The following is a 12,826-nucleotide window of genomic DNA, read 5'->3' as shown; positions in this document are numbered from 1 at the left end:
CTGCCAGCGCGAGGGCGCCACGTTGTTCATGGGCCTGCTCGCGGGCCTCCAGGCGCTGCTCGCGCGCTACTCCGGTCAGGATGACATCTGCGTGGGAGCGCCCGTCGCGGGCCGCACCCAGGCGGAGATGGAGGGGCTGGTCGGCTTCTTCGTCAACACCCTGGTGATGCGCACGCGGCTGGAGGGGGACCCCACCTTCCGCGAGCTGCTCGGCCGGGTGAAGGACGTCACGCTGGGCGCCTTCGCGCACCAGGACGTGCCGTTCGAGAAGCTGGTGGAGGCCCTCCAGCCTCCGCGCATGCCGGAGCGCACGCCGTTCTTCCAGGTGGCGCTGGTGATGCTCAACACGCCCTCGGCGGAGCTGACCGTGCCGGGCCTCCAGCTGAAGCTCCTGGAGCTGGACAGCGGCACCGCGAAGTTCGACTTCACCTTCACGCTGAGCGAGGTGCCGCAGGGCATCCGAGGCGCGCTGGAGTACCGCACCGACCTGTACGAAGCGGCCACCGCGGAACGGCTCGTCGCCCACCTGCACACGCTCCTGAAGGACGCGGTCGCGCATCCCGAGCAGCGCCTGTCCACGCTGTCGCTCCTGTCGCGAGCGGAGCGGCACCAGGTCCTGGTGGACTGGAACACCCGCCCCGGCCTCCCCGTGTCCACGACGGTCCACGGTCGCGCCGAGGCGCAGGCCGCGCGCACACCGGACGCCGTGGCGGTGACGTTCGAAGGCCAGCGCCTCACGTATGCGCAGCTGGAGCAGCGGGCCAACCAGCTCGCCCACCGGCTGCGGGGACTGGGCGTGCGCACCGGAGACCGCGTGGGCCTCTGCGTGGAGCGCTCGCTGGAGATGACGGTGGGCGTGCTCGCCATCCTCAAGGCGGGCGCGGCCTACGTGCCGCTCGACCCCACCTACCCCGCCGAGCGGCTGGCCCTGATGCGCGAGGACGCCGGCATCCGCGCGGTGCTGACGCAGGCGAGCCTGGACGCCACGCTGCCGAAGGAACCCGGCGTCGCCGTGGTGCTGCTGGACGCGGAGGCCTCCGCGCTGTCGCTCCTGCCGACGCACGCCCCCGACGTGGACGTGCCGTGGGAGTCGCCCTGCTACCTCATCTACACGTCGGGCAGCACGGGCAGGCCCAAGGGCGTGGCGATGTCGCACCACGCGCTGTCGCACCTGCTGGCGTGGCAGTGCCAGCGCTCGGTGAAGGCTGACGCCACGACGTTGCAGTTCGCGTCGCTGAGCTTCGACGTCTCCTTCCAGGAGATGCTGTCCACCTGGAGCGCGGGCGGCACGCTGGTGGTGCCCACAGCCGCGGTGCGCCGGGACATGCCCGCGCTCCTGCGCCTCATGGCGACCGAGGGCGTGGAGCGGCTGTTCCTTCCGTTCGTCGCGCTCCAGTCCCTCGCGGATGCCGTGGAGCACGGCGCCCCGCTGCCGGAGCGCCTGCGCGAGGTGGTGACGGCCGGTGAGCAGTTGCAGGTGACGCCCGCGCTGGTGTCCTTCTTCGAGCGCCTGCCGGGCTGCGTGCTGGAGAACCAGTACGGCCCCACGGAGACGCACGCCGTCAGCGCGCACCGCCTGCCCGGGGCGCCGTCCTCATGGGAGCGGCTGCCGTCCATCGGAGCCCCGCTGCCGGACACGCAGCTGTACGTCGTGGACTCAAGCGGCCAGCCCTGCCCGGTGGGCGTGCAGGGAGAGCTGCTCATCGGTGGCCTCCAGGTGACGCCCGGCTACCACGGGCGTCCGGAGCTGACGGCCGACAAGCTGATGCCGGATCCGTTCTCCTCCGTCCCGGGCGCGAGGCTGTACCGCACGGGCGACCGCGCGCGCTGGCGCGTGGACGGCACGCTCGACTTCCTGGGCCGCGTCGACCACCAGGCCAAGGTGCGCGGCTTCCGCGTGGAGCCCGGAGAGGTGGAGGCCGTCCTGCGCAGTCTGCCCGGCGTGCGCGACGCGGCCGCCGTGGTGCGCGAGGACGTGGCGGGCGACAAGCGCCTCGTGGGCTACGTGGTCCTCCCCGCCGACGCGGCGTGGGATCCGCAGGCCCTGCGACATGTGCTCGCGAGCCGCCTGCCAGAGTACCTGGTGCCCTCCGCGCTGCTGCGCCTGGAGGCCCTGCCGCTCACGCCCAGCGGCAAGCTCGCCCGCCGCATGTTGCCCGCGCCGGACGCGGACAGCCTGCGGGGTGACGCGCCCTTCATCGCGCCCCGCACGCCGCTGGAGCAGACGCTGGCGGACGTGTTCGCGCAGGTGCTCGGCGTGCCGCGTCTGGGCGTGACGGACAACTTCTTCGCGCTGGGGGGCCACTCGCTGTTGGCCACGCAGGTGACGTCGCGCCTGCGCACCGCCCTGCGGCTGGAGGTGCCGCTGCGCGAGCTGTTCGAATCCCCCACCGTGGAGGGGCTGGCACTGCGGCTCCAGGGCCGCCTGTCCGCGACGACGCGCCGGGGCGCGGCCACGACCATCGCGCCGCGCGCCATCGAAGCGCCGGTGTCCTTCGCGCAGCAGCGGCTGTGGTTCCTGGATCAGCTCCAGCCGAACCTCCCGCTCTACAACATGCCCGCCGCGCTGCGCGTGGAGGGGCAGCTGAACGCGTCCGCGCTCCAGCAGGCCTTCACGGAGCTGGTGCGCCGGCACCAGTCGCTGCGCACCACCTTCCGCGCTCGCGACGGTCGGCCCGTGCAGATCATCGGTCCCGCCACGGCGTTCCCGCTTGCCGTGGAGGACCTGCGCTCGCTGGACGCGAACCTCCGCGAGGAGGAGACCCGGCGGAGAATCCAGGAGGAGGCCCGCGCCCCGTTCAACCTGGCCCAGGGGCCGCTCCTGCGCGCCGGCATCCTGCGCCTCGGCGAGCGTGAGCACCTGCTGCTCGTGACGATGCATCACATCGTGTCCGACGGCTGGTCCATGGCCGTGCTCATCCGGGAGATGGGCGCGCTCTACGAGGCCCTCGTCGCCGGTCGCCCGTCCCCCCTGCCGGAGCTGCCGCTCCAGTACGCGGACTATGCGACGTGGCAGCGCGATGGACTCCAGGGCGAGGTCCTGGAGGAACAGCTCGCGTACTGGCGCGGCCAGTTGGAAGACGCACCGCCCCTCTCGGAGCTGCCCACGGATCGGCCGAGGAGCGCGGACACGAACCAGCCTGGAGCCTCGCTGCCGGTGGTGCTGTCCCCGAAGCTGACGAAGGACCTGCTGGCCCTGTGCCAGCGCGAAGGGGCCACGCTGTACATGGGCCTGCTCGCGGGCCTCCAGGCCGTGCTCGCGCGTCACGCGGGCCAGGACGACGTCTGCGTGGGAGCCCCCATCGCGGGCCGCACCCAGGCGGAGACCGAAGGCATCATCGGCTTCTTCATCAACACACTGGTGATGCGCACGCGGCTGGAAGGCGACCCCACCTTCCGCGAGCTGCTCGGCCGGGTGAAGGACGTCACGCTGGGCGCCTTCGCGCACCAGGACGTGCCGTTCGAGAAGCTGGTGGAGGTCCTCCAGCCGCCCCGGCTGCGTGGCGTGCCGCCGTTCTTCCAGGTGGCGCTCACGCTCCAGAACGCGCCCACCGCCGCGCTGGCGCTGCCCGGCGTCACCTTCCAACCCATGGAGACGGACACCGGCACGTCCCGCTTCGACCTGTCGCTCACGTTGTCCGAAGCACCCACGGGCCTGCACGGCGCATTGGAGTACCGGACGGACCTCTACGACGCGGAGACCGTCTCCCGACTGATGGAGCACCTGCGCCTGCTGCTGGAATCAGCGGTGGCGCAGCCCACGCGGCGCCTGTCCAAGCTGTCGCTGCTCTCCGACGCCGAACGGCACCGCGTGTTGGTGGAGTGGAACGCGACCGCCGTGCCGTACCCGCGCGACACGGCCGTGCACGCGCTGTTCGAAGCCCAGGCCGCGCGCACGCCGGACGCGGTGGCGCTGGAGTTCCAGGGACGGACGCTGACGTATGCGGCGCTGGACCACCGGGCGAACCAACTCGCGTGGCACCTGCGCAAGACCGGCGTGAAGCCGGGCGCGCGGGTGGCCCTGTGCCTGGAGCGCTCGCTGGAGCTGGTGGTGGCCGTGCTCGGCATCCTCAAGGCGGGAGCGGCCTACGTCCCGCTCGACCCCGAGGCGCCCCTGGAGCGGCAGTCCTTCCTCCTCCAGGACACCGGCGCGGTGCGGGTCCTCACCTCGACGGCGATGCAGCAGCACCTGCCCCCCACCGCGCCCTGGCCGCTGGTGCTCGACACGGAGGCCGCACGCCTGGACGCGGAGCCGGACACGGCGCCGGAGCCGACGCTGGGAGGCGATGCGCTGGCCTATGTCCTCTACACTTCCGGCACCACGGGCCGGCCCAAGGGCGTCTGCGTCCCGCACCGGGGCATCGTCCGGCTGGTGATGGGGACGGACTTCGCGCGGCTCGGTCCGGACGAGGTCTTCCTGCAACTGGCCCCGCTCGCCTTCGACGCTTCGACGTTCGAGCTGTGGGGCTGCCTGCTGCACGGCGGCCGGCTGGTGCTGGCGGAGCCCGGTGCGATGTCGCTGGAGGCGCTGGGCCGCGCGTTGGACGCGCACCACGTCACCACGCTGTGGCTGACGTCCGCGCTGTTCGAACAGATGGTGGCCACGCAGCCGGAAGCCCTGGCGCGGGTGCGTCAGGTGCTCGCCGGGGGCGACGTGCTGTCACCGACACGGGTGCGCGAGCACGTGGCCCGCGCGGGCCGGCTGGTGAACGGGTACGGCCCCACCGAGGGCACCACCTTCACCACCTGCCACGTCATGACCGACGCGAGCGCGGTGGAGTCACCGGTGTCCATCGGCCGGCCCCTCGCCAACACGCGCGTGTACGTGCTCGACGCATCCCTGCGGCCCGTGCCGGCTGGCGTGCCCGGAGAGCTGTACCTGTCCGGAGACGGGCTCGCCGGGGGCTACCTCCAGCAGCCCGCGCTCACCGCGGAGCGGTTCCTGGCGGACCCCTTCAGCACCGTGCCGGGAGCGCGGATGTACCGCTCCGGAGATCAGGTCCGCTGGAAGGCGGACGGCACGCTCCAGTTCCTCGGCCGCCGCGACACCCAGGTGAAGCTGCGCGGCTTCCGCGTGGAGCCGGGTGAAATCGAGGCCGTGCTCCTCGGACACGCCTCCGTGCGCGAGGCGGTGGTGCTGGCGCGCGACGACATGCCGGGGGGACGTGCCCTGGTGGCCTACGTGGTGCCCCGCGCCGGAGCCGCTTCGACAGCGCCGCTGCTGGACGTCCAGGCCCTGAAGACCTGGCTGCGCGAGCGGCTGCCGGAGTACCTGGTGCCCTCCGCCATCGTCATGCGGGGCTCACTGCCCGTCACGCGCAACGGCAAGGTGGACCGCCGTGCGCTGCCCGCACCGGAAGCCGTGGGCGCGAACGACACGAGCCTCCAGCCGCGCACGGACACGGAGGCCCGGCTCGCCACGCTGTGGAACGAGCTACTGGGCACGAAGGGCACGGGCGCGCACGACGACTTCTTCGACCGTGGCGGCCACTCCCTGCTCGCGACGCAGCTGCTGTCGCGGATCCGCGCCACGTTCGCGGTGGAGCCCCGGCTGCAGGACCTCTTCGAAGCGCGCACGCTGGAGGCCCAGGCGGCGCTGCTGGATGCCACCCTCGCTCGCGCCGTGCGGCTCCAGGCGCCGCCGCTGCGCCCCGTGCCGCGTCAGGGAGACCTGCCGCTGTCGTTCGCGCAGCAGCGCCTGTGGTTCCTGGATCAGTTCCAGCCGGGCCTGCCCATCTACAACATGCCGGTCGCGCTGCGGCTGCACGGCGCGCTGGACGTGGCGGCCCTGGAGCGCGCCTTCACGGAGCTGGTGCGCCGTCACGAATCCCTGCGCACCACGTTCGCCACCCACGCGGGCACGCCCGTGCAGGTGATTGCCCCCAAGGCGCCCTTCCCCCTGTCCGTGGAGGACCTGCGGGCGCTGGCCGTGGAGGTGCGCGAGGAGGCCGCGGAGCACCTCGCTCAGGAAGAGGCCCGTCAGCCCTTCGACCTCGCCCGGGGCCCGCTGCTGCGGGCACGCCTGCTCTGGCTGTCGGAGCGCGAGCACCTGCTGCTCGTGACGATGCACCACATCGTCTCCGACGGCTGGTCCATCGCCATCCTCATCCGGGAGATGGTCGCGCGTTACGCCGCCTTCATGACGGGACAGCCCCTGGCGCTGCCACCGCTGCCCGTGCAGTACGCGGACTACGCCGTCTGGCAGCGCGACTGGCTCCAGGGCGACGTGCTGAAGGCGCAGCTCGATTACTGGCGTCACCAGCTTGCCGGAGCCGCTTCCGCGTTGGAGCTGCCCACGGACCGGCCGCGCACCGCGGATTCGCGTCAGCCGGGCGCGAGCTTCCACCTGATGCTGCCCCGGAAGCTGACGCAGGACCTGACGGCGCTGTGCCAGCACGAAGGGGCCACGCTGTTCATGGGCCTGCTCGCGGGCTTCCAGGCCGTGCTCTCCCGCTGGGCGGATCAGGACGACGTCAGCGTGGGCACCCCCATCGCGGGCCGCACGCGCGAGGAGACCGAAGGCCTCATCGGCTTCTTCGTCAACACGCTGGTGATGCGCACGCGGTTGGACGGCAACCCGACCTTCCGCGAGCTGCTGGGCCGGGTGAAGCGCGTCACGCTGGATGCCTACGACCACCAGGACGTGCCGTTCGAGAAGCTGGTGGAGGTCCTCCAGCCGAAGCGTCAGGCCGAACGCACGCCGTTCTTCCAGGTGTCGCTGGTGATGCTCAACACGCCGAGCGCGGAGCTGTCGCTGCCCGGCATGCGCATCGAGCCCCAGCCGGTGGACGCGGGCACCGCCATGTTCGACCTCTCCCTCACGCTCAACGAGAAGCCTGAAGGGCTCGAGGGCGGCGTGGAGTACCGCACCGACCTCTACGACCGGAGCACGGTCGAGCGCCTCATCGAGCACCTGCGCGTGCTCCTGGAGGACGCCGCCGCCCACCCTGAGCGCCGGCTGGCGGACCTGGCCCTCCTCACGGACGCGGAGCGGCAGCAGGTGCTGGGCGAGTGGACCCGTTCGCGCGCCGACTTCCCGAACGACACGCCGGTCCACGCGCTGTTCGAAGCCCAGGCCCGCGCCACCCCCGACGCCGTGGCCGTGGAGCACGACGCAAGGCCCGTCACCTACCAGGAGCTGGACGCCCGCGCCGATGCGCTCGCCCGGCACCTGCGCACGCAGGGTGTCACCACCGGAGCACGGGTGGCGCTGTACCTGGAACGCTCGCATGCCCTGCCCGTGGCGCTGCTGGGCACGCTCAAGGCAGGCGCGACCTACGTGCCGCTCGATGTCAGCTCACCGCCGGAGCGGCTCGCCTTCCAACTGGAGGATGCGGCCGTCACGGTGCTCCTCACCGAGCAGCGGCTGCGTCCCGCGCTGCCCGCCTTCCAGGGCCGCATCGTCGAAGTGGATGTGCCCTTCGAGCCGCCCACCGCCGCATCCCTGCTCCCTGACGTGCCCGTGGAGCTGCCTGCCTACGTCCTCTACACGTCCGGCAGCACCGGGAAGTCCAAGGGCGCGCTCATCTCGCACCGCTCGCTCGCGAACCACGCGACGTGGATGGGAACCACGTTCGGGTTGGGCGCGGGCGACCGTCAGCTCCAGCTCGCGGCCCTCGGGTTCGACGTCTCCGTCGCGGAGGTCTTCTCCACCCTGCTGTCCGGCGCCACGCTCGTGCTCGCGCCGCCCGAGGCCCAGCGTGACGCCTCGCTCCTCGCGGACACGCTGTCGAAGCAGCGCATCACCGTCCTCCAGGCCGTGCCCACCGTGCTGCGCTTCCTGGCGACGGAGCCCGCCTTCGCGAAGGCCACGCACCTGCGCTGGCTCTTCTGCGGCGGCGAGGCCCTGACGCCGGACCTGGCCACGCGGCTGCGCGCGGTGCTGCCCACGGTGCGACTCGTCAACGCCTACGGCCCCACCGAGACGACCATCGACGCCACCTGGGCGCCCATCACGGACGACGAGGCCCGCACCCCGCTGCCCATCGGCCGGCCGGTGACCAACGGCGAGGCCTACGTGCTGGACGCCGCGCTGCGCCCGGTGCCCATCGGCGTGCCGGGAGAGCTGCACCTGGGCGGCGTGCCCCTGGCGCAGGGCTACCTGGGCCGCTCCGCCCTCACCGCCGAGCGCTTCATCCCCCACCCCTTCACCACCGAGCCCGGCGCGCGGCTGTATCGCTCCGGAGACCGGGCCCGCTGGCTGCCCGATGGTCGCCTCCTGTTCCTCGGGCGGCTCGACTACCAGGTGAAGCTGCGCGGCCTGCGCGTGGAGCCCGGTGAGGTCGAAGCCGCGCTCACGCAGCACCCCGACGTGCGCGAAGCCGCGGTGGTGGCGCGTGACGACGGAGCCCAGGGCGTCGCGCTGGTGGCCTACGTCGCCTCCCGCTCCGCGCGTCCCGTGGAAACCGAAGCGCTGCGCACCTTCCTGCGGCGCACGCTGCCGGAGGCCCTGGTGCCTTCGACCTTCGTGTCCGTGGAAGCCCTGCCACGCACCGCCAGCGGCAAGGTGGACCGCCGCGCCCTCCCCGCCCCCGAAGCCGAGCGCGCCCGCGAGGCCTTCATCGCCCCGCGCACGGACACCGAGACCCGCCTCGCCATGCTCTGGCGTGAAGTGCTCAAGCAGGAGGCGGTGGGCGCGACGGACGACTTCTTCGCGCGCGGCGGACACTCGCTGCTCGCGACGCAGTTGTTGTCGCGCATCCGCACGGCCTTCCAGGTGGAGCTGCCGCTCCAGGTCCTCTTCGAGGCGCGCACGCTGGAGGAACAAGCGCAGCGCGTGGAGGAGCAACTCCAGGGAGGGATTGCGCTCCAGGCGCCGCCGCTGCGGCCCGTGCCCCGCGAGGCACGCATGCCGCTGTCGTTCGCGCAGCAGCGGCTGTGGTTCCTGGATCAGCTCGAACCGGGCACGTCCACGTTCAACATCCCCATCGCCCTGCGAGTGGAGGGAGCCCTGGACGTGCGCGCGCTGGAGCACTGCTTCCAGGAAGTGATGCGCCGGCACGAGTCCCTGCGCACCGTCTTCCAGGAAGGCCCCGAGGGCCCGTCCCAGGTCGTCCTGCCCGCGCTCGCGCTGCCGCTCGAACAGGTGGACCTGCGCGATTGGCCCCAGGACGCGCGCGACGCGGAGGCGCACCGGCTGGAGGTGGAAGAGGCGCTGAAGCCCTTCGACCTCGCGCGAGGCCCGTTGCTGCGGGCCCGGCTCCTGCGGCTGCGGGAGGACGCGTACCGGGTGCTCCTGACCATGCACCACATCGCGTCGGACGGCTGGTCCATGGACGTGTTGGTGCGGGAGGTCGGCGCGCTGTACGTCGCCCATCAGCAGGGCCGGCCTTCGCCGCTGCCTCCGCTGACCATCCAGTACGCGGACTACGCCGTGTGGCAGCGCCAGTGGCTGCGCGGCGACCTGCTGGAGAAGCAACTGGATTACTGGCGCAATCAGCTCGCGGGTGCCCCCGCCGTGCTGGAGCTGCCGTTGGACCGTCCGCGTCCCGCGGTGCGAGCCCACCGGGGCGGCACGGTGATGCGGATGACGGAGCCGGCCATCACCACGGCCCTGGAGGCGCTGGCCCAGCGTGGTCGCGCGACCCTCTTCATGGCGCTGATGGCGGCCTTCCAGGGCCTGCTGCACCGCTACAGCGGGCAGACGGACGTGGTGGTGGGCACAGACGTGGCCAACCGCGACACCGCGGAGACCGAGTCGCTCATCGGCTTCTTCATCAACCAGCTCGTGGTGCGGCTGCGCATGGGCGGCAACCCCACCTTCCTGGAGCTGTTGGAGCAGACGCGGCGCGTGTCGCTGGGGGCCTTCGCGCACCAGGACCTGCCCTTCGAGGAGGTCGTGCGCGCGGTGAACCCGGAGCGCAGCCGCGCGCACGCGCCGCTGTTCCAGGTGAAGCTCATCCTCCAGAACACGCCGCACACGGCACTGGAGCTGCCCGGCCTGACGCTGAGCGTGGACGGGGCGAGCCACACTGCCGCCGCGAAGCTGGACCTGACCGTGTCCATGAGCCCCACGCCCGAGGGCTTGTTCTGCGCCTGGAGCTACGACCGCGACCTCTTCGACGAGGCCACGATTGAACACATGGCCGAGCGCTTCCAGGCGCTGCTCCAGAGCATCGTCGCGCAGGGGGGAGCGCTGCGCCTGTCGGACTTCCCGCTGCTGCCGGAGCCGGAGCGTCAGCGGCTGCTCGCGACGTTCAACGACACGGCGCTGCCGTACGCGGAGCGCTGCATCCACACCCTCATCTCCGAACAGGCGGCACGGACACCGGACGCGCTGGCGGTGGTGGCTCCGGACGGGACGCTCACGTACGCGGCGCTGGAGCGGCGGGCGAACCAGCTGGCGCACCTGCTCCAACAATACGGCGTCGCGCCGGAGACGCGCGTGGGCCTGTTCGTGGAGCGACGGGCGCACGCGCTCGTGGGCCTGCTGGGCATCCTCAAGGCGGGCGGGGCCTACGTGCCGTTGGATCCAGGCGCGGCGAGCGCCCCAGAGCGCATGCGCCACGTGCTGATGGGCGCGGGCGTGCAGATCATCGTCACCGAGGAGGCGCTGGCGGACGAGCTGCCCTCTCAGGGCGAGCTGCTGGTGGCGCTGGACGCGGAGGACGGGCTGCTGGACGCGCAACCGAAGGAAGCCCCCGACACGGGCGTCCTGCCGGGCAACGCGGCCTACGTCATCTACACGTCGGGAAGTACCGGCCAGCCCAAGGGCGTGGTCATCGAGCACCGGCAGCTCGCCTGCTACGTGGCGGGCGTCAGCGAGCGGCTGGAGCTGCCCCAGGGCATGTCCTTCGCGACGGTGTCCACGCTGGCCGCGGACCTGGGCCACACGGCCGTGTTCCCCACGCTGTGCGCGGGAGGCGCGGTGCACCTGGTGGACCGGGACACGGCGTCGGATGCGGGGAAGCTCGTGACGTACGGCCGCGCGCACGACGTGCACGGCCTGAAGATCGTCCCCACGCACCTGGAGGCGCTGCTCGCGGGAGACGACGCGAAGCGGCTGCTGCCGCGCCGTCGGTTGGTGCTGGGCGGGGACACGGTGTCGTGGACGCTGGTGGAGAAGGTCCACGCGCTGTCACCTGACTGCGAGGTGTTCAATCACTACGGCCCCACGGAGACGACGGTGGGCGTGCTCGCGCAGCGGGTGGAGCGCGGCGTGCGCGTGGCCGGGACGCGGTCGGTGCCGCTGGGACGGCCGCTGGGCAACGTGCGCGTGTACGTGCTGGATGCGTACGGGCAGCCGGTGCCCACGGGAGTGCCGGGCGAGCTGTTCATCGGCGGTGCGAGCGTGGGCCGGGGCTACCTGGGCCGGTCGGACTTGACGGCCGAGCGCTTCGTGCCGGACGGCTTCGCGACGGAGCCAGGAGCCCGGATGTACCGGACGGGCGACCGGGTGCGGTGGCTGCGCGACGGCCGCATCGAGTTCCTGGGCCGCGTGGACCACCAGCTCAAGATCCGTGGCTACCGCGTGGAGCTGGGTGAAGTAGAGGCCGTGCTCGCGCGCCATCCCGGCGTGAGCGAGTGCGTGGTGGTGGCCCGCGACGACGCCTCGCAGGGCCGTCAGCTCATCGCCTACGCGGTGGGCCGCTTCGAGCAGGCCCTGGAAGAGTCCGCGTTGCGGTCCCACCTGACGGCGCGGCTGCCGGACTACATGGTGCCCACGACGTTCGTGGTGCTGGGCGCCCTGCCGCGCACGTCCAACGGCAAGGTGGACCGCAAGGCCCTGCCGGAACCGTCGCGGTCCTCCGAAGACACGGGGCACGTCGCGCCGGGCACGCCCACCGAGCAGCGGCTGGCCGCGCTGTGGCAGGAGCTGCTGGGGGTGCCGCGCGTGGGTGTACACGACAGCTTCTTCGACCTGGGCGGCCACTCGCTGCTGGCCACGCAGGTGGTGGCGCGGGCGGGGACGCTGTTCGGCGCGAGGCTCGCGGTCATCGACCTCTTCGAGGCGCCCACGTTGGAAGGGCTGGCGGCGCGCATCGACGCGGGCACGTCCTCGGACTCGCCACTGGTGATGCTGCGCAAGGGAGGCGCACGGACGCCCTTCTTCTGCGTACACCCGGTGGGAGGCAGTGTGCTGGGCTACCTGGAGCTGGCGCGGCGGATGGATCCGGAGCAGCCCTTCTACGGCCTCCAGGTGCCGAAGGACGGCGCGGGCCCGACGGTGGAGGCCATGGCCACGCGCTACCTGGATGCCGTGCGAGGGGTGCAGCCGACAGGGCCGTACCGCCTGGGTGGCTGGTCCATGGGAGGACGCGTGGCGTACGAGATGGCGCGTCAGCTCCGCCTCCAGGGCGAAGCGGTGGAGCTGCTCGTCGTCATCGACGCGATGGGCGAGGAGCCGGCCTCCGCGCAGACGCTCACGCCGGATGAGGCGATGGGCCAGCGGGTGCTGGAGTTCGCGGATCACCTCTCACGGCTGGCGGACGTGCATCCGCGCGCGGTGGAGGTGCTGGGGCTGGTGGATCCGGTGGAGCTGCGCCGGGTCCTGGAAGGGCCGCCCGACGTGGGTGTGGCCATGGGCCTGGAGGAGGACGCGTGCGAGGAGTTGCGGGAGTTGTGGCATCACTTCGGCGCGAACCAGGCGGCCTCGCGGGCCTACGTCCCCGGGCCGTACGACAGAGCGCTGGTGCTGCTGCGGGCCGAAGCGGGTCCGGAGGCAGCGGAAGACCTGGGCTGGAGGCAGCACGTTCAGGGCGGGGTGACGGTGCACGCGGTGCCGGGTGATCACTTCACCCTCATCCGTCCGCCCCACGTGGACGCGCTGGCCGAGCGTCTGAGGACCCTGCTCGCGGCGCCCACGTCCGCCGGAAGGGACGGGTAG

General features: G+C 72.4%; 1 protein-coding gene (running past one end of the window). It reads left to right on the top strand.

All coding sequences use genetic code 11. The features are described from left to right. On the top strand, positions 1-12,826 hold the 3' portion of the coding sequence (locus tag D7X12_RS11225) for a non-ribosomal peptide synthase/polyketide synthase (protein WP_120625265.1). 16,109 nt of this gene lie to the left of the window's left edge; 12,826 of the gene's 28,935 nt are visible here — the last part of the coding sequence; the start codon falls outside the window, past its left edge; its stop codon occupies positions 12,824-12,826.

Source organism: Corallococcus sicarius (assembly GCF_003611735.1).
GTDB lineage: Bacteria > Myxococcota > Myxococcia > Myxococcales > Myxococcaceae > Corallococcus > Corallococcus sicarius.
Note: the sequence above shows the minus strand (reverse complement) of the source record. Positions and strands in the feature narration are given on the sequence as shown.